Below are 17,268 nucleotides of genomic sequence, written 5' to 3' on the forward strand. Positions count from 1 at the left end.
GTGGGAGAGGAGGCGCTGTGGGACTGATCACCGGGATTCTGACGCTGCCGTTCGCTCCCGCCCGGGGCATCAGCTGGGTGCTCGACAAGGTGGTCCGCACCGCCGAGGACGAGTACTACGACCCGGCTCCCGTACAGGAGGCGCTCGTGAACCTGGAGCGGGCTCGGGAAGCGGGCCAGATCGACGACGAGGAGTTCGCACGGCAGGAGGAGGCCCTGCTGCACCGCCTGGAGGAGATCAGGGCCTACCAGCTGCGACAACAGGGCGGACAGCCCGGTCTGTGACGCGTGGTCGCCAGCTGCTGCTCGGGTGAGGAAAGAAGACAGGTCATGGACAACGCCAAGATCGGCACAGCTCTGCTGGGCGGCTACCTGCTGGGGCGGACCAAGAAGGCGAAGCTCGCCATCAGCCTCGGCGCGCTGCTCGCCGGATCGCGGATCAAGCCCGGGCAGGTCGGCAAGGCCCTCCAGGAGTCCCCCTTCGTGCACACCCTCACCGACCAGGTGCGCTCCGAGCTGACGGGCGTGGGAAAGGCGGCGGCGACCACCGTCCTGAGCTCGAAGGCCGACCACCTGGCCGAGACCCTGCACCAGCGCACAGCCGGACTGCGGGGGGAGGCCGAGGAGCCGGGCGAGCGGGACACGGGCCGGGATGAGGACGCCGAGGACGAGACCGGGCCCGAGGACGAGGACGAGATCCAGCCCGAGGACGAGGACGAGGACGAGGGCAAACCTGAGGACGAGGACGAGACCGAGCCCGAGGACGAGGACGAGACCGAACCGGACGAAGAGCCGCGCGAGGAGAAGGCCAAGGCGCCCCGAAAGGCACCTCGGAGTGGAGGACGCGCCAAGGCGCAGCACGGCAAGTCGGGGCAGGACGCGAAGCAGGACTCGGAGCAGGAGGAGAAGCGGCCCCGCAAGCGGAAGACCGCCGCCTCACAGAGCCGCTCGCGCAGCGGCGGCACCGCGCGCTCGAGGAGGCAGGACGATGGCTGAGCGCAAGCCGACGGGAAGCGACTCGGGCGGCACTGGAACCCTGGCCAAGGCCGGCGCCGCGGTGCCGGGCGCGGACCGGCTGAAGGAAGAGCTGGAGAGCTACGTCCAGGCCCGGCTCCAGCATGCGCTGGAGGGCATGGGCGACCGGATCGGCGAGGGCGCGCGCCGGGTGGGCGAGGCCCACATCGGCCCGCGCGGGCTGGCCGGCGCGGTGGCCAAGGGCGGCAAGAAGCTCGGCGAGCACCTGCCGTCGGGCATGGGGGCGACCGCCTCCCACGCGAAGGACACGGCTTCGCACGCCAAGGACGCGGTGGTGGACAAGGCCAAGGATGCCGCCGGGCATCTGCCGGGGCAGAGCCGCGACAAGAACCCGGGCCACGACCCGGACAGCCTGGGCAAAGGGATCACCATCATCGAGGACATCGACGTGGGTGTGCCCGTGCGCGAGGCGTACGACCAGTGGACGCAGTTCCAGGAGTTCGACCGGTTCGCCAAGGGCGTGGTCGGCGTCGAGCAGCAGGACGACACCACGGCCAAGTGGCATGCGAAGGTCGCCAAGTCCAACCGGCGCTGGCGGAGCACCATCACGGAACAGGTGCCCGACGAGCGCATCGCCTGGACGTCCAGCGGGGACAAGGGCAGCACCCAGGGCGTCGTCACCTTCCACCCGATCACCGACAACCTCACCAAAGTGCTGCTGGTCCTGCGGTACTTCCCCCAGGGTCCCTTCGAGCGGCTCGGGAGCTGGTGGCGTGCGCAGGGGCGCCGCGCCCGGCTCGATCTGAAGCTCTTCCGCACCTTCGTGATGATGCGCGGGGAGGCCACCGGCGGCTGGCGCGGGGAGATCCGCGAGGGCGAGGTGGTCCGGGAGCACGAGGAGGCCGAGGAAGCCGAGAAGGCCGAGCAGGAGGAGGGCCGGGCCGAGGAGGACGAGGAGGACGAGGAGGACGAGGAGGGCCGGGCCGAGCAGGAGGAGCCCGAGGACGAGTACGACGAGGAGGACGAGGAGGACGAGGAGCCGGAAGAGGACGAGCAGCCCGAGGGCCGGTACGACGACGAGGAGACCGAGGAGGACGACGAGGCCGCCACCGCCGAGGAAGACGAGGACGACGGGGAGGCCACCGCCGAGGAGGACGACGAAGTCGACGAGGACGACGAGGACGAGTCGGAGGAGGAGGACGAGAACGAAGACCGGGAGCCTGACGACCGCTACGACGACACCGACGAGGAACCCCGCCCGACGCGCCGGCGCCGTGGCTGACCGCGGATGAACGTGGGTGACTGTCGGTGCTCCGGGAAACGAGGTCGAGTACACCGTGACCGAGCCCGTCCCTACCCGCTCCACGCCGTCCCGGGCGATGTCCCCGTACGGCGAGTCATCCGGCGCGACCCTCGCCGACATCCTTGAACGCGTGCTCGACAAGGGCATCGTCATCGTCGGCGACATCAAGATCAACCTGCTCGACATCGAGCTGCTCACCATCAAGCTCCGTCTCCTGGTGGCCTCGGTCGACAAGGCCAAGGAGATCGGCATCGACTGGTGGGAGCACGACCCCGCGCTGTCCTCCCGCGCCGGCCGGCAGAACAACCTCAAGGAGCAGAACGAGCAACTGCGCGCCGAGGTCGAGGAGCTGCGCCGGAAGGTCGAGAAGTCCGAAAGGGCCGAGGCCGCGGGCGAGTTGACCGAACGCGGCTCCGGCGGTCGACGCCGGCCCCGTGAGGCGGACCGGGACCGGGATTCCGACGCCGAACCACGCCGCCCCCGGCGCAGGAAGGACGACGCCGAGGACCGGGACAGGGTCCGGGACCGGGACGGGGACCGATAGCCGTGAACGGGCAACGGCTGAGCTACGCCTACGCCGTGGTCAGATCGTCCGGACCCGCGGCACAGCGGGCGCAGACGGCGCTCGCCGACGTCCGCGGTGTGGCGGGCGCGCCCGTCACCCTGGTCCGCTCGGGCGCGGTGGCCGCCGCGGTGAGCGCGGTGCCCGGGGAGGAGTTCTCGGAGGGGGCCTTGCGGGCGCGGCTGGAGGATCTCGACTGGCTGGAGTCGACGGCCCGCGCCCACAACCTGGTCATCGAGACGCTGGCCGCCCGCACGACCGTCCTCCCGCTGCGGCTGGCCACGGTGTACCTCGACGACAGCCGGATCGAGCGGATGCTGGGCGAGCGGCAGGAGGCCTTCACCTCACTGCTGGACCGGTTCGACGACCACGTGGAGTGGGGCGTGAAGGTCTACGCCGAGATCGCCGCCCCGGCCGAACCCGCCCCGCCGGTCCAGCCGGCCCAGCCGGCCCAGTCGGACGCCGGCCGCGCGTACTTGCGCCGCCGCAGGCAGCACAGCCAGGCACGCGCGGACACGCGGCGGGCCGCCGAGGAGGCCGTACGGCGGACGGAGGAGCAGGCGCGCGGGCTCGCGGTTGAACGCGCCCGGCACCGCCCCCAGCAGGGGACCCTGGCCCAGCTCCCCGGCGAGAACGTCGCCAACGACGCCTACCTCGTCCCGCGCCGCCTGGCGGAGGAGTTCCGCGACCGGATGCGGCACGCCGCCGACGGCCTGCCCGGCGTCCGCGTGGAGGTCACCGGCCCCTGGGCGCCGTACTCCTTCACGGCACCACTCGAAGAGGCGCGACAGCCGTGACGGACCACGAGGCGTACGACGACGACCGTCCGCTCGCCGGAACCCAGGTGGCGCTGATCGACCTGCTCGACCGGCTGCTGAGCGGTGGCGTGGTGATCACCGGCGATCTCGTCCTGTCGGTCGCCGACATCGACCTCGTGCGGATCTCGCTGCGCGCGGTCGTGATCGCCGTCCGCGAGCAGATGGAGGAGCAGTGGGGGCCCGTCCTGCCGGAGCGGACGCCCACGGGACACGACTACGGCGGCCACGGTGACGAGCCCCGCTGACCGCCCGCCCCCCGACCGGCTGCGCGAGGTCGCGGAGGCCGCGCACCGCGCGTTCTCGCTGCTGCCCGCCCAGCCGGACGACATGGCCCCGCCGACCGCGGGCCGGTCCGCGGCACGCCGGCTGCACACCGACCCCGACACCGTGGAGCGCGACCTGGTCAGGCTGGTCCTCACCATCGTCGAGCTGCTGCGCCAGCTGATGGAGCGGCAGGCCCTGCACCGCGTCGACGAGGGCAACCTGACCGAGGAGCAGGAGGAACGCCTCGGTCTGACCCTGATGCTCCTGCACGACCGGATGACCGAACTGTGCGACCGTTACGGGCTCACCCTGGAGGACCTCAATCTCGACCTGGGGCCCCTGGGCACCCTGCTCCCGCCGCCGTGACGCGCCGGAGGCGGAGGCCCGGCGGCGAACGGGACGCCGACGGCCCGCATGCCGTCGGTGTCCCGTCGCACCCTCTGCCCGCGCTAGCCCGCGTGCTCCACGAACCGCGCGGCCGTCTCCGCGAGCAGCTCGCGGCCGTCGCGCGCCCACAGGTGGTCGTTGAACAGCTCCACCTCGACGGCGCCGGTGTAGCCCGCCGCCTCCACGTAGCCGAGCCACTCCCGCATGTCGATCGAGCCGTCCCCGATCTGACCGCGGCCGTTGAGGACGCCCTCGGGCAACGGGGTGATCCAGTCGGCGAGTTGGAAGGTGTGGATACGGCCGCCCGCGCCCGCGCGGGCGATCTGAGCGGGCGCGTTGTCGTCCCACCAGATGTGGTACGTGTCGACCGTGACGCCGACCTGCCGGGCGGGGAAGCGCTCGGCGAGGTCGAGGGCCTGGGCGAGGGTGGAGACCACGCAGCGGTCCGAGGCGAACATCGGGTGGAGCGGCTCGATCGCGAGCTTCACCCCGTGGTCCTCCGCATACGGGCCGAGCACCGCCAGCGCGTCCGCGATCCGCTCCCGGGCGGCGTGCAGGTCCTTCGAGCCGGCCGGGAGGCCGCCGGAGACCAGCACCAGTGTGTCCGTGCCCAGCGTCGCCGCCTCGTCGACCGCGCGCCGGTTGTCGTCGAGGGCCTTGGCCCGCTCGTCCGGGTCGATCGCGGTGAGGAAGCCGCCGCGGCACAGGGTGGTGACGGTCAGGCCGGCGTCGCGGACCAGCTTGGCCGTCGCCTCCAGGCCGTACGCCTGGACGGGCTCGCGCCACAGGCCGACGTTCACCACGCCCAACCGGCCGCATTCCTCGACCAGTTCGGGCAGGCTCAGCTGCTTCACCGTCATCTGGTTGATGGAGAAGCGGGACAGGTCCTTCTCGGCGCTCACTGGGCCACTCCGTACAGGGACAGCAGGTTCTTCATCCGCTCCTCCGCCAGCTTCGGGTCCGGGAACAGGCCGAGGCCGTCGGCGAGTTCGTAGGCGCGGGCGAAGTGCGGGAGGGAGCGGGCCGACTGGAGGCCGCCGACCATGGTGAAGTGGGACTGGTGGCCGGCCAGCCAGGCCAGGAAGACCACGCCCGTCTTGTAGAAACGGGTGGGCGTCTGGAAGAGGTGGCGGGACAACTCGACGGTGGGGTCGAGGAGTTCGCGGAAGCCGGAGACGTTCCCCGTGTCCAGCACCCGCACCGCTTCGGCCGCCAGCGGGCCCAGCGGGTCGAAGATGCCGAGCAGGGCGTGGCTGAAGCCCTGCTCGTCGCCCGCGATCAGCTCGGGGTAGTTGAAGTCGTCACCGGTGTAGCAGCGCACGCCCTGCGGGAGGCGCCGGCGGATGTCGATCTCCCGCTGGGCGTCCAGCAGGGAGACCTTGATGCCGTCGACCTTGTCGGGGTGGGCGGCGATGACCTCCAGGAAGGTGTCGGTCGCCGCGTCGAGGTCGCTGGACCCCCAGTAGCCCTCCAGTGCCGGGTCGAACATCGGGCCCAGCCAGTGCAGGACCACCGGCTCGGCGGACTGGCGGAGCAGATGGCCGTAGACCTCCAGGTAGTCCTCGGGCCCGGAAGCCGCGGCGGCCAGCGCCCGGGACGCCATCAGGATGGCCTGCGCACCGGTCTCCTCGACGACGGCGAGCTGCTCCTCGTAGGCCGCACGGACCTCCGCGAGAGACCCGCCGGCGATCTGGTCGGTGCCCACCCCGCAGGCGATGCGGCCGCCGACCGACTTCGCCTCGGCGGCGCTGCGGCGGATCAGCTCGGCAGCGCCCGCCCAGTCCAGGCCCATGCCGCGCTGGGCGGTGTCCATGGCCTCGGCGACACCCAGCCCGTGCGACCACAGGTGGCGGCGGAAGGCGAGGGTGGCGTCCCAGTCGACGGCGGCGGGCGAGTCGGGCGACACGTCGGCGTACGGGTCGGCGACGACGTGCGCCGCCGAGAAGACCGTACGGGAGGTGAGGGGCGCGCCCGGGGTGAGGGCGAGGGGCTCGGCGCGCGGTTCGTACGCCCGCAGGCCGCCCTTGAAGTCGGGCAGTCGGATGGTCACAGCGAGACCTCCGGAACGTCGAGACGGCGGCCCTCTGCCGAGGACTTCAGGCCCAGCTCGGCGAGCTGGACGCCGCGGGCGCCGGCCAGCAGGTCCCAGTGGTAGGGGGCGTCGGCGTAGACGTGCTTGAGGAACAGCTCCCACTGGGCCTTGAAGCCGTTGTCGAACTCGGCGTTGTCCGGGACTTCCTGCCACTGGTCGCGGAAGGAGTAGGTGGCCGGGATGTCCGGGTTCCAGACCGGCTTGGGGGTGAGGGAGCGGTGCTGGACCCGGCAGTTGCGCAGGCCCGCGACCGCGGAGCCCTCCGTGCCGTCGACCTGGAACTCGACCAGCTCGTCGCGGTTGACGCGCACGGCCCAGGAGGAGTTGATCTGGGCGATGGCGCCGCCGTCGAGCTCGAAGATGCCGTACGCGGCGTCGTCGGCCGTGGCGTCGTAGGGCTTGTCGTTCTCGTCCCAGCGCTGCGGGACGTGGGTGGTGGCGATGGCCTGCACGGACTTGACCCGCCCGAAGAGCTCGTGGAGCACGTACTCCCAGTGCGGGAACATGTCGACAACGATGCCACCACCGTCCTCCGCGCGGTAGTTCCAGGACGGGCGCTGGGCGGTCTGCCAGTCGCCCTCGAAGACCCAGTAGCCGAACTCGCCGCGGATGGAGAGGATCCGGCCGAAGAAGCCGCCGTCGATGAGGCGCTTGAGCTTCAGCAGACCGGGGAGGAAGAGCTTGTCCTGGACGACGCCGTGCTTGATGCCGGCGTCGTTCGCCAGGCGGGCCAGCTCCAGGGCGCCCTCCAGGCCGGTGGCGGTGGGCTTCTCGGTGTAGATGTGCTTGCCCGCCGCGATCGCCTTCTTGAGCGCCTCCTCGCGGGCGGAGGTGACCTGGGCGTCGAAGTAGATCTCGACGGTCGGGTCGGCCAGGACGGCGTCCACGTCGGTCGAGATGCCGGCCGGGTCCAGGCCGTGCTGCTCGGCGAGTGCCTTGAGGGCGTGCTCGCGGCGGCCGACCAGGATCGGCTCCGGCCACAGCACGGTGCCGTCGCCGAGGTCGAGGCCGCCCTGATCGCGTAGGGCCAGGATGGAGCGGACCAGGTGCTGGCGGTAGCCCATGCGCCCCGTCACACCGTTCATGGCGATACGCACCGTCTTGCGTGTCACGTCATTCCCTTCGTAGGCGTCGTACGCAGCGTCGTACGCGGTTCTGCGTGCCGCGTACGCCCCTACCCCTGTTGAGCGTCACAGCAAGCGCTTTCTATGCGATAAGAAGCTAGCCTCTGACCAGGGGTCCGGACAAGACCGTGACCGGGTTGAGTTGTTCGAGGGGACGAACAACGGGGGTTCTTGGCCGTAAGGTCTGCTCGACATACACGGAACCGTGGCCGCCGACGGCCTGTCTACGAGGACGCAGGCCTGTCTGTGAGCGGTACGCGGACCTGTCTGTGGGGCAGTACGCAGACCTGTCGTGAGCAGTACGCAGGCCTGTCCATGAGCAGTACGAAGTGGTACGACGAGATGCGCGACCGGAGGACGACGAGATGACGGTGACCCTGGCGGACGTGGCGGCCCGCGCCCAGGTCTCCCCCGCGACGGTGTCGCGCGTGCTGAACGGGAACTACCCCGTAGCCGCTTCCACCCGGGAGCGGGTGCTGCGGGCGGTGGACGAGCTGGACTACGTGCTGAACGGTCCCGCGAGCGCGCTGGCCGCGGCCACGTCCGATCTGGTGGGCATCCTGGTCAACGACATCGCCGACCCCTTCTTCGGGATCATGGCGAGCGCGATCCAGTCGGAGATCGGCGGCCCGGGCGGCCGGGCCGGCGGTGAGCGGCTGGCTGTGGTCTGCAACACAGGGGGCTCCGCGGAGCGTGAGCTGACCTATCTGACCCTGCTCCAGCGGCAGCGGGCGGCCGCGGTCATCCTGACCGGCGGCGCCGTCGAGGACGCGCCGCACGCGGCGGCGGTCGCGTCCAAGCTGCGCAAGCTGGCGGACGCCGGAACCCGGGTCGTGCTCTGCGGCCGCCCGCCGGCACCGGACACCGGCGCGATCGCCCTGACCTTCGACAACCGCGGCGGCGGGCGGGAACTGACCGAGCACCTGATCGGCCTCGGCCATCGGCGCCTCGGCTACATCGCCGGCCCGGAGGAGCGGACGACGACCCGGCACCGGCTGGAGGGCCACCGGGCGGCGCTGGAGGCGCACGGGATCGAGGAGGATCCGCGCTGGACGGTCTACGGCCGCTATGACCGGCAATCGGGCTACGAGGCGACGCTGGAGCTGTTGCGCCGGGATCCGTCACTGACGGCCGTGGTCGCGGCGAACGACTCCGTCGCGCTGGGGGCGTGTGCGGCGCTGCGGGATTCGGGGTTGCGGATTCCGGACGACGTGTCGGTGGCGGGGTTCGACGACCTTCCGTTCAGCATCGACGCGGTGCCTTCGCTTACGACGGTGAGGCTGCCGTTGTCGGAGGCGGGTGCGCGGGCCGGGCGGATCGCGATGGCGCGGGAGGAGCCGCCGCCCGGGGGGATCGCGACGATTCGGGGGGAGCTGATGGTTCGGGGATCTTCCGGGGGGCCTCGGGAGTAGGGCTGCGGGGGCTCGGGGGTCTTGAGGCGTGCCTGGGGCCGGGTAGCCCGTCTCGTCGAGGACGATGACACGGTGCCCGGCGTGCCGCGATGACGTTCGCCTTCGGCCACACGCCCGGTTCACCCGGCAGTTGCCATGCGCCTCGTCCGCGACCGGATCATCACGCAGGAGGACGAGGGAGCCGTAAGGCTACGGCTGTTCCTCCGGCGGGACGGCCCGGCCGGGCCGCGTCCCCGACTCGTGCGCCGCTCCCCGCCGCTGAGCGGCAGCCGCCTTCTCACGCCTTGTCACGGCGTAGAGCGAAACGACACCCGTCACGAAGGCCGGGGCACCCTCAGCGTGCGGGCACCGCGGCCGGGGCCGTCACGTCGTAGCCTTCCTGGCCGTTGTCGTCGTAGTCCACGCTGCTGCTGACGACATGGCCGGCCAGGCCGAGCAGCAGGAAGAGGACGACGAGGACCTTGGCCGTGGTGTCCAGGAGCAGCGGCCGGGTGCCGGAGCGGACCGCTTCCGGCGGGGTCGGCTCGTCGCCGAACAACCGTTTGGGGTAGGCGGGGGTCAGCATCGTGACGTAGGCGGTGAAGCGCATCTGGTAGCGGGCGACGGCGGCCGTGGCGGCGAAGACCGGCGCGGGCAGCCGCCCCAGCACGATTCCGATGAGCCAGAAGACCCAGCCGATCGCGAACCAGCCCGCCTGGGCGAGGTTGTTGATGATCCCCGCCGGGATCAGCAGGATCAGGCGGAAGAACACCGCGAGCCGGTTCAGCGGCGTGGCGCGCAGTTCGATCTGCACGGGATGGTCGGGAGCCGAGAAGGAGAACGGCGGATAGCGGTCGACCGAGGAGCATCGAGCTCGCGCCGACCCGCGTCCGGTAGGCGAGGACCGAGCCGAGGAAGCGGAAGATCGCGTCGGGCAGCCGTCCCGTGAACAGGGCGGCGAACCATCCGACGATGGTCACGAAGAACGCCGCGACGGAGAGCAGGCAGACCACCACGAACTGCGGCAGGAGCAGCAGCCAGCGCAGCAGGACGGTCCAGCGCCGCTGCGGAGCGGCAGCGGGGATGTCCAGGACGGGCAGCCACTCACCGCCCGCGGGATCGGTAGCGGCCCGAGGATCCCAGCCCGTCGCCATGAGGACTCCCAGTCGTGCCGGTGATGCTGCCTGACACGACCATGCTGCAGCGACACAGCCGCCCCCGCGCCCTGCGCAGGCCCGAACGGGGTGCCCGCCCCGTCCGGCGGGCGGGCAGGCAGGCAGGCAGGCAGGGGCTCAGTTCCCCGGAGGGCCCGGCCGCCCCGGCCTCTGCCGAATGCCTCGTTCCGCATCTTGACTCGGCCCACCGATGAGTTCCGGGCCCCACCCCGGTCTCCATGCCGTAAAGACCGGCTCGCCCGAGCCCGACCTGACCTGACCTGACCTGACCTGACCGGACCAGACCGGACCGGACCGGACCGGACCACAGGAGTGAATCCCATGCGCATCGCGATCACCGAGTTCATCAGCCTCGACGGCGTCGTCCAGGCCCCCGGCGGCCCCCAGGAGGACACCGACGGCGGCTTCGCGCACGGTGGCTGGTCGCATCCGTACTTCGACGCGGAGGTTCTCGGTGGGGCCTTCGACGCGGGGATGCGGAAGGCCGAGGCGCTGCTGTTCGGGCGGCGCACCTGGCAGACCATGGCCGGGGCGTGGCCGGAGCGGGCCGGGGACCCTTTCGCCGACCGGATGAACTCGATCAAGAAGTACGTCGTCTCCGGCACCCTCGCCGAAGCCGACCTGACCTGGAACAACACCAGCCTCATTCCCGGCGCCGAGGCCGTCGCCCGGGTGCGGGAGCTGCGGGCGACGGAGGGCGGCGACCTGGCGATGATGGGCAGTCCCACCCTCGTGCGGACCCTCATCCAGGAGGGGCTGGTCGACGAACTCCAGCTCATCGTGATGCCGGTGCTGCTCGGCGGCGGCAAGTCGATCTTCCCGCAGGACGGGGGGAAGCGCCCGCTCGAACTCGTCTCCACCACCGCCGCGAAGACCGGCGCCCAGGTGTGCGTCTACCGGCCCGCCGCCGAGGGCTAGCCGCGGGGGCGCGGGTGTCCTAGGCTCGACCCGACGGTATCTCTGACTGAGTCAACTATCCGAGGCAACCACCGGGGGTCGACGATCATGACCGTTCAGGACATCCGCGCCTTCAACCGCTTCTACACGAACGTCATCGGCGCCCTCGACTACAGCCGCCACCTCTACGCCCCGTACACCCTCACCGAGTCCCGCGTCCTGTACGAGCTCGCGCACTCCCCGCGCACGGACGCGGCCGATCTGCGGGCCGAACTCTCCCTGGACGCCGGTTACTTGAGCCGGATCCTGAACAAGTTCGAGCAGGACGGGCTCATCGAGCGCACGGCCTCGCGGGAGGATCCCCGGCGCCGGCGCGTCACGCTCACCGCGCGCGGCCGGGAGACCGGCAAGCTGCTGGAGGAGCGGGCGACCGAGTCGGTCGGCTCGCTGCTGTCCACCGTGCCGGCCGCCGAACGCCCGCGCCTCGCCGAGGCGATGACGACCGTCCGCACGATCCTGTCCCACGGCCGCCCGCCCCGGCGCGAGGACGTCCTGCTGCGCGAGCCCGGCCCCGGCGACCTCGGCTGGATCGTGCAGCGCAACGCCGCGCTGTACGCCGCCGAGTACGGCTTCAACGCCGACTACGAGGGGCTGGTGGCGAGGATCGTCGCGGACTTCGCGGAGGATCACGATCCGCATCTGGAGCGGGTGTGGATCGCCGAGCTGGACGGGCGGCCGGTGGGCTGCGTGATGGTCGTACGGGACGAGGCCCCCGCCACGGCCCGGCTGCGGCTGCTGCTGGTCGAGCCCGACGCTCGCGGGCTCGGCATCGGCGACCGGCTCGTCTCGGCGGTCGTCGGCTTCGCCCGCGAGGTCGGCTACCGCGACCTCGTGCTGTGGACCAACGACATCCTGGCCGCCGCCCGCCGCGTCTACCAGCGGCACGGCTTCGTCCTCGCCGCCGAGAAGCCGCACCGCTCCTTCGGCAAGGACCTGAACGGCCAGGACTGGCGTCTGGATCTGCACGGCACGCCGGAGTGACCGCATGGCACGCCGGAGTGACGCCCGGCCTCGCGATCGTGGGGGCGGATGCGCGTCCGCGCGGTTCCCTGGCAAGGTGGGGAACATGAAACTGGCGTTCTCCACCCTCGGCGTCCCCGGTCTCCCCCTCTCCGACGTGCTGCGGCTGGCGACCGCGCACGGATATCACGGAGTCGAGTTGCGCGCGCACCCGGAGGAGCCGGTGCACCCGGGTCTCGGTCCGGGTGAACGGGCGGACGTGGCGGCCGAGTTCAAGGCCTCCGGCATCGAACTCCTGGGCCTCGCCGGATACGCCCGGGTCGCCGCGCCGGGTGACGACGGGCCCGTGATCGAGGAGGTCCGCCGGCTCGTCGACCTCGCCCACGACCTCGGCACCGGCTTCGTCCGCGTCTTCCCCGGCGCCCACCCCGAGCAGAGCCGGCAGGCGGCGGACGCGATCGCCGCGCGGCGGCTGGGCACGGCCGCGGAGTACGCCGCCGACATGGGCGTACGGATCCTGCTGGAGACCCACGACTCGCACCGCACCGCCGCCGACGCGATCCGCGTCCTCGGCCTGGTCGGCCACCGCCACGTCGGCTCCCTGTGGGACGTCATGCACACCTGGCTGGGCGGCGAGCAGCCCTCGGAGAGCTACGCGGCCCTCTCCCCGTACCTCGGCTACGTCCAGGTCAAGGACATCGCCTCCGCCGCCGACACGACCCCGCTGCCCCTCGGCGCCGGGGTGCTGCCGCTCGCCGAGTGCGTGGAGGTCCTCTCCCGGCACGGCTGGGACGGCTGGCTGTGCTGGGAGTACGAGAAGCGGTGGTACGAGGAGGCGGCCCCGCTCGAGGGACTGCTGGACGGGGGCCGCGAGCATCTTTCGCGGCTGCTGAACGAGTCGGCCTAGGCCCGGGACCCCGCGTCGGCCATCGGGTCGAGTCGGGCTGGGCCCGGCGTCCGCGATGGCGCCCATGATGTGGCCCGTAATTCGGTGGCCCGGCGCGGGCGCCGGCGTATAGCGTCCCCCCTCGTGCCCGAGCCCACGCCACGCCCCGCCATGCCCTCATGAGCCTCGCCCGTACCTTCCTGGACGTGCGGCCGCTGCGTACCTCCCCCGTCTTCCGGCGGCTGCTGATCGGGCGGACGATCTCCGTGCTCGGCAGCTTCATGACCATGGTGACCGTCATGTACCAGGTCTGGGACCTGACGCACAGCGCGGTCTGGAGCGGTGCGGTCGGTCTGGCGCAGGCGTTGCCCATGGTGTGTGTGGGCCTGTTCGCCGGGTCGTGGGTGGACCGAGGGGACCGGCGGCGGATCTTCCTGGTGGCCACCGTCGGGCAGGCGGTCTGTGTGCTGCTGCTCGCGGTGCAGGGCTTCACGGGGCAGGTGCCGGTGGCCGGGATTCTGGCCCTGGTCGCGGCCGGCTCCTGCTTCGGCGCGGTCGGCGGTCCGGCGGCGGGCGTGTTCGTGCCGCGGCTGCTGCCCAAGGAGCAGGTGGCGGCCGGGCTGGCCCTCAACCACGTCACCGCCCAGGCGATGATGCTGCTCGGCCCGGCGCTGGGCGGGCTGTTCCTCGGCTGGTTCGGCATCGGCGTCTGTTATCTGCTGGACGCGCTGAGCTTCGGCCTCGCCTTCTACGGCGCCTTCGGCCTGCCCGCGCTGCCGCCCGAGGGCGAGCCGTCGCGGGCCGGGCTGCACGGCGTCCTGGACGGCCTGCGCTTCCTGACCGGCCACCGGGTGGTGCGCGGCGCGCTCGTCACCGACCTCGCCGCCACGATCCTCTCCATGCCGGTCAGCCTCTTCCCTCTGGTCAACGCCGAACGCTTCGGCGACAACCCGCGCACCCTCGGCCTGTTCCTGTCGGCCGTCGCCGTCGGCGGCGTGACGGCGACGGCCTTCTCCGGCTCGGTCACCCGCCTGGGCCGCCCCGGCCTGGTGATGCTGTGCGGAGCGGGCACCTGGGGCACGGCCCTCGCCCTGTTCGGCCTGACGACCAGCCCATGGGTGGGGCTCGGCCTGCTGGTGGTGGCGGGTGCCGCCGACGCACTCTCGGTCGTGTCGCGCAGCACGATCGTCCAGACCCGCACCCCCGACGCCCTGCTCGGCCGGGTGACGGCCGCCGAACAGATCGTCGGCCAGGCGGGCCCCCATCTCGGCAACCTGCGCGGCGGCCTGGTCGCCGGCTGGTCCTCCGGCGCGACCGCCCTGGTCACGGGCGGCCTGCTGTGTGTGCTGGCGGTGGCCTACGTGGGCTCCTCCACGCCGGAACTACGGGAGGGCAAGCTCACCCCGGACGGGCCATGAGCGGCGCGGTGGGGTCGAGACACCAGGCCAGCACGGCGGGCCACGGCCCGTACCCGGCGTCCAGGTCGAGGTGGGCGGCGCCGGGGAGGATGTCGGTCGGGAGGGCGAGCGGGGTGCCGTAGACGGTGTCGGCGCCCTCCTCGCAGTACGGGTCGTCGTCACCGGCGACCAGGCGGGTGGGGCCGGGGAGCGTGAACTCCAGGGGCGGTGGGGCGAATTCGGCGACCTCGGGGTGGCGTACGAGTACGGCGCCGGACGGTGGGGCGACCAGCAGTACCCGGTCCACGGCGTCGAGCCCCGGTGTCCCGCGGGCGACGGCGTGCAGCCACAGCACGGCGGACAGGCTGTGCGCGACGACGACTCGCTCCGCCCGCGCTTCGAGCCCGTCGAGGTGCCGTGCCAACTCCTTGAGCCAGACCTCCAGTTCGGGGTCGTCGGGGTCGGGGAGCTGGGGGTAGACGACCTGGTGGCCGATGTCGGTGAGGCGGTCGGCGAGCCAGTGCTGCCAGTGGTCCTTGGGGCGGTGGTTCTGCCAGCCGTGGAGGAGGAGGTAGGCGGTCATGGCGCCGATGGTTTCCGATCACCGCCGCGCCGGTCCAGTGGGGCGGTGGGTCCGGGGTTCTTTCGCCCCCGCCGCCCCTACCCGTCCCATCCCTTGAAGGGGCTCCGCCCCTTCCACCCCGCCAGGGGGCTGCCGCCCCCCCTGGACCCCCGCTATCGGCCTGCGGCCTCGTCCTCAAACGCCGGACGGGCTGGAGATGCCCGGACCGGCGTCGCACCGAGCGGTTGCCGCCCTCCGCGGCGAGTACCCGGCCACCCGACCCTCCAGCCGCCCCCGGCACCGCGGCCACTCCCCCGCCGTGACGGAGAAGATCGCGGAGTCGCGCAACCGGCCCTCCTCCCCCGGTGCCCAGGAACGGGACCAGTTGCGCAGGACGCCCTCGAAGCGGGCGCCGACGCTCTCGATGGCCGCGCGGGAGCGGGCGTTGCGGGCGTCGGTCTTCAGGTCGACCCGGGACACGCGCCACTCCTCGAAGGCGTGCCGGAAGAGGAGCAGCTTGGCCTCGGCGTTGACGCCGGTGCCCTGGGCCGAACGGGCGAGCCAGGTGAAGCCGACCTCGACGGCGTCGAGTTGGTCGTCGGAGCGCCAGTAGCGCGGCTCCCAGTAGGAGGTGGCGCCCACCGCCCGGCCCGAGGCGACGGAGACCTGCGCGTACGGCGCCAGCCGCCCCGTCGCCGCGCGGGCGAGCTGCGCGTCGATGTAGTCACCGACCTCGTGGGCCCTCGGCACCCAGGTGAACGCGTAGGTGTCGCGCTCCTCCTCCGCCGCCACGGCCAGATCCGCCGCGTGCCGATGCTCCAGCGGCTCCAGGCGCACCAGCGCGCCCTCCAGAACCGGCCCGACCAGCTTGAAGCCCACCCGACAACTCCCGTCACAACCGCGCGCGCAGCGCCCCGAACTCCTCGTGGAAGTCCGGGAAAGTCTTCCGTACGCACCCGGGGTCGTCGAACGAAATACCGGGCACCCGAAGCCCGGTCACCGCGAAGGACATCACGATGCGGTGGTCGCCGTAGGACTTGACCTGCGTTCCCACCGGGGTGCTCGGCTGGATCTCGATCCGGTCCGGGCCCGTCGTCACCTCCACCCCCAGCCGCCGCAGGTTCTCCGCACACGCCTCCAGCCGGTCGCACTCCTTCACCCGCGTGTTCGCCACGTCCTCGATCCGCACGGGACCGGAGGCGAACGGCGCGATGGCCGCCAGCGTCGGCATCGTGTCGGAGATGTCCCGCATGTTCACCGTGACGCCACGCAGCTCGCCCGTGCCCCGGACCGTCGTCGCCTCCGCGCCCACCGTCACCTGTGCGCCCATCCGCCGCAGTACGTCGACGAAGCCCAGGTCGCCCTGGAGCGCCCCCTCGCCCAGGCCGGGGACCGTCACCTCGCCGCCCGTGACGGCGGCCGCGGCGAAGAAGTAGCTCGCGGTGGACGCGTCGGGCTCCACGGCGTAGGTCGTGGCGCGGTAGCCGCCCGGCGGGACCACGAAGGTGTCCCCCTGCCTCGCCACCTCCACCCCGAAGGCCCGCATCATCGCGATCGTGATCTCCACGTACGGCACCGAGACCAGGTCGGTGACGGTGATGCGCAGGCCCTCGCGGGTCAACGGTCCGAGCAGCAGCAGGGCCGTCAGGTACTGCGAGGACTGTCCCGCGTCCAGCGTCACCTCCCCGCCCTGGACGCCGGCCGCCGTCACGGTGAGCGGGTGGTGGCCCTCCCGCTCCTCGTGCCGCAGGTCCACGCCCAGGTCGCGCAGGGCCCGGGTCAGCGGCAGCAGGGGGCGCCGGCGCATCTGGGGCGAGGCGTCGAAGCGGTAGGTGCCGTGGCCGGCGGCGGCCAGGGTGGGCAGGAATCGGGCCGTCGTCGCGCCGTCGCGGCAGAAGACGTCCGCCTCCTGGACCGCGGGGCCCTGCGGGCGGCCGTCGACCTGCCAGGTGTCCGGGGTCCGGCCGACGCGGTAGCCGAGGCGCACCAAGCCCTCGGCGAAGCCCTCCGTGTCGTCCGAGCGCAGTGGCCGTACGAGAGTGGTGACCCCGTCGGCAGCGGCCGCCAGGAAGAGGGCGCGGGCGGTGATGGACTTGGAACCGGGGATGTCGACTACGGGCATGGACCGATGATCGCCCGGCCCCCGGCTCCGGTGCCGGGACGTCCACGGGATGGACCCGCAACGGTCCGTCAGCCGTTCCCCATCTGCCCCGCAGGCCCCCGGCTTACCGACTTCGCCGATTCCGGCCATCCCCGGGAACCCAGCCCCACCCCCGCCCGTCCAAACCGCGAGCTGCCGGAGAGTCACCGTGGTGCGGTGTCGGCCCTCGCTGCTGGCTGCGATCGCTGACCAACCCTCTCCGCCGTACCCCGGCCGGCAGCACGCCGTCATCGGCGCGCCCCCTCCAACTGCGCC

The 17,268-nt window shown here is 72.3% G+C and carries 18 protein-coding genes and 1 pseudogene; 12 read left to right on the top strand and 7 right to left on the bottom strand.

Going from position 1 to position 17,268, the window contains the following annotated elements; genetic code table 11:
* The first annotated feature begins 17 nt into the window (after positions 1-17).
* Genes ABIE67_RS17585 through ABIE67_RS17615 form a run of 7 tightly spaced genes read left to right on the top strand, consistent with a single transcriptional unit; the run spans position 18 to position 4,287 of the window.
* Positions 18-284, top strand: coding sequence for a gas vesicle protein GvpG (locus ABIE67_RS17585; RefSeq protein WP_370258286.1), 267 nt, complete (start codon positions 18-20; stop codon positions 282-284).
* 45 nt (positions 285-329) lie between these two features.
* A complete protein-coding gene (locus ABIE67_RS17590; RefSeq protein ID WP_370258287.1) occupies positions 330-995 on the top strand; it encodes an ABC transporter substrate-binding protein in 666 nt (221 codons plus the stop codon).
* Positions 988-2,256: an SRPBCC family protein gene (locus ABIE67_RS17595; RefSeq protein ID WP_370258289.1), complete on the top strand. Its 1,269-nt coding sequence runs from the start codon at positions 988-990 to the stop codon at positions 2,254-2,256. The genes ABIE67_RS17590 and ABIE67_RS17595 overlap by 8 nt, the downstream gene beginning before the upstream one ends.
* Positions 2,257-2,272: 16 nt before the next feature.
* On the top strand, positions 2,273-2,821 hold the full coding sequence (locus ABIE67_RS17600; protein WP_370258291.1) for a gas vesicle protein: 549 nt from the start codon (positions 2,273-2,275) through the stop codon (positions 2,819-2,821).
* 2 nt (positions 2,822-2,823) lie between these two features.
* The gene (locus tag ABIE67_RS17605) at positions 2,824-3,636 is read left to right on the top strand and encodes a GvpL/GvpF family gas vesicle protein (protein WP_370258295.1); all 813 of its coding nucleotides are present in this window, start codon (positions 2,824-2,826) and stop codon (positions 3,634-3,636) included.
* Positions 3,633-3,902 carry a gas vesicle protein gene (locus tag ABIE67_RS17610; protein ID WP_370258297.1) on the top strand — a complete coding sequence of 90 codons (270 nt, stop codon included), beginning with the start codon at positions 3,633-3,635 and terminating at the stop codon, positions 3,900-3,902. The genes ABIE67_RS17605 and ABIE67_RS17610 overlap by 4 nt, the downstream gene beginning before the upstream one ends.
* On the top strand, positions 3,886-4,287 hold the full coding sequence (locus ABIE67_RS17615) for a gas vesicle protein K (RefSeq protein ID WP_370258301.1): 402 nt from the start codon (positions 3,886-3,888) through the stop codon (positions 4,285-4,287). Before ABIE67_RS17610 ends, ABIE67_RS17615 begins: the two co-directional genes overlap by 17 nt.
* 83 nt (positions 4,288-4,370) lie before the next feature.
* Here ABIE67_RS17615 and ABIE67_RS17620 read toward each other — a convergent pair whose 3' ends face one another.
* The 3 genes from ABIE67_RS17620 to ABIE67_RS17630 are packed head-to-tail and all read right to left on the bottom strand — an operon-like array spanning position 4,371 to position 7,512.
* On the bottom strand, positions 4,371-5,168 hold the full coding sequence (locus ABIE67_RS17620) for a sugar phosphate isomerase/epimerase family protein (protein ID WP_370268679.1): 798 nt from the start codon (positions 5,166-5,168) through the stop codon (positions 4,371-4,373).
* 38 nt (positions 5,169-5,206) lie between these two features.
* Positions 5,207-6,358: a dihydrodipicolinate synthase family protein gene (locus ABIE67_RS17625; protein WP_370258304.1), complete on the bottom strand. Its 1,152-nt coding sequence runs from the start codon at positions 6,356-6,358 to the stop codon at positions 5,207-5,209.
* Positions 6,355-7,512, bottom strand: a complete 1,158-nt coding sequence (locus ABIE67_RS17630) for a Gfo/Idh/MocA family protein (RefSeq protein WP_370258308.1) — start codon at positions 7,510-7,512, stop codon at positions 6,355-6,357. Before ABIE67_RS17630 ends, ABIE67_RS17625 begins: the two co-directional genes overlap by 4 nt.
* Positions 7,513-7,889: 377 nt before the next feature.
* On the opposite strand from ABIE67_RS17630, the gene ABIE67_RS17635 reads away from it, so the two are divergent.
* On the top strand, positions 7,890-8,936 hold the full coding sequence (locus ABIE67_RS17635; RefSeq protein WP_370258312.1) for a LacI family DNA-binding transcriptional regulator: 1,047 nt from the start codon (positions 7,890-7,892) through the stop codon (positions 8,934-8,936).
* Between the two features lie 334 nt (positions 8,937-9,270).
* Here ABIE67_RS17635 and ABIE67_RS17640 read toward each other — a convergent pair.
* Positions 9,271-10,069: pseudogene (locus tag ABIE67_RS17640) on the bottom strand (DUF4389 domain-containing protein).
* Positions 10,070-10,411: 342 nt separating this feature from the next.
* On the opposite strand from ABIE67_RS17640, the gene ABIE67_RS17645 reads away from it, so the two are divergent.
* The 4 genes from ABIE67_RS17645 (at position 10,412) to ABIE67_RS17660 (ending at position 14,311) form a co-directional block, all read left to right on the top strand.
* The gene (locus ABIE67_RS17645; protein WP_370258315.1) at positions 10,412-11,008 is read left to right on the top strand and encodes a dihydrofolate reductase family protein; all 597 of its coding nucleotides are present in this window, start codon (positions 10,412-10,414) and stop codon (positions 11,006-11,008) included.
* 87 nt (positions 11,009-11,095) lie between these two features.
* Entirely contained in the window at positions 11,096-12,028 is a 933-nt protein-coding gene (locus ABIE67_RS17650; protein WP_370258319.1) for a GNAT family N-acetyltransferase, read from the top strand.
* Positions 12,029-12,113: 85 nt separating this feature from the next.
* Positions 12,114-12,914, top strand: a complete 801-nt coding sequence (locus ABIE67_RS17655) for a sugar phosphate isomerase/epimerase family protein (protein ID WP_370258322.1) — start codon at positions 12,114-12,116, stop codon at positions 12,912-12,914.
* A 158-nt stretch (positions 12,915-13,072) separates the two neighbouring features.
* Positions 13,073-14,311, top strand: coding sequence for an MFS transporter (locus ABIE67_RS17660; protein WP_370258324.1), 1,239 nt, complete (start codon positions 13,073-13,075; stop codon positions 14,309-14,311).
* Here the strand turns inward: ABIE67_RS17660 and ABIE67_RS17665 are convergent.
* From ABIE67_RS17665 to aroA, 3 genes are all read right to left on the bottom strand, one after another.
* Positions 14,292-14,873: an RBBP9/YdeN family alpha/beta hydrolase gene (locus ABIE67_RS17665; RefSeq protein ID WP_370258327.1), complete on the bottom strand. Its 582-nt coding sequence runs from the start codon at positions 14,871-14,873 to the stop codon at positions 14,292-14,294. The two genes, ABIE67_RS17660 and ABIE67_RS17665, sit on opposite strands and share 20 nt — an antisense overlap.
* 174 nt (positions 14,874-15,047) lie before the next feature.
* Positions 15,048-15,731, bottom strand: coding sequence for a GNAT family N-acetyltransferase (locus ABIE67_RS17670; RefSeq protein WP_370258330.1), 684 nt, complete (start codon positions 15,729-15,731; stop codon positions 15,048-15,050).
* Positions 15,732-15,744: 13 nt separating this feature from the next.
* Positions 15,745-16,974, bottom strand: coding sequence for a 3-phosphoshikimate 1-carboxyvinyltransferase (gene aroA / locus ABIE67_RS17675; RefSeq protein WP_370258333.1), 1,230 nt, complete (start codon positions 16,972-16,974; stop codon positions 15,745-15,747).
* Positions 16,975-17,268: the final 294 nt, after the last annotated feature.

It is taken from the genome of Streptomyces sp. V4I8 (assembly GCF_041261225.1).
Lineage (GTDB): Bacteria > Actinomycetota > Actinomycetes > Streptomycetales > Streptomycetaceae > Streptomyces.

What these genes read in the sequence shown, in the direction of transcription:
- ABIE67_RS17590 (WP_370258287.1), top strand. Translation starts at nt 330, where the DNA reads ATGGACAACGCCAAGATCGGCACAGCTCTGCTGGGCGGCTACCTGCTG.
- ABIE67_RS17595 (WP_370258289.1), top strand. Translation starts at nt 988, where the DNA reads ATGGCTGAGCGCAAGCCGACGGGAAGCGACTCGGGCGGCACTGGAACC.
- ABIE67_RS17620 (WP_370268679.1), bottom strand. Translation starts at nt 5,168, where the DNA reads ATGACGGTGAAGCAGCTGAGCCTGCCCGAACTGGTCGAGGAATGCGGC.
- ABIE67_RS17635 (WP_370258312.1), top strand. Translation starts at nt 7,890, where the DNA reads ATGACGGTGACCCTGGCGGACGTGGCGGCCCGCGCCCAGGTCTCCCCC.
- ABIE67_RS17645 (WP_370258315.1), top strand. Translation starts at nt 10,412, where the DNA reads ATGCGCATCGCGATCACCGAGTTCATCAGCCTCGACGGCGTCGTCCAG.
- ABIE67_RS17650 (WP_370258319.1), top strand. Translation starts at nt 11,096, where the DNA reads ATGACCGTTCAGGACATCCGCGCCTTCAACCGCTTCTACACGAACGTC.
- ABIE67_RS17655 (WP_370258322.1), top strand. Translation starts at nt 12,114, where the DNA reads ATGAAACTGGCGTTCTCCACCCTCGGCGTCCCCGGTCTCCCCCTCTCC.
- ABIE67_RS17660 (WP_370258324.1), top strand. Translation starts at nt 13,073, where the DNA reads ATGAGCCTCGCCCGTACCTTCCTGGACGTGCGGCCGCTGCGTACCTCC.
- ABIE67_RS17665 (WP_370258327.1), bottom strand. Translation starts at nt 14,873, where the DNA reads ATGACCGCCTACCTCCTCCTCCACGGCTGGCAGAACCACCGCCCCAAG.
- aroA (WP_370258333.1), bottom strand. Translation starts at nt 16,974, where the DNA reads ATGCCCGTAGTCGACATCCCCGGTTCCAAGTCCATCACCGCCCGCGCC.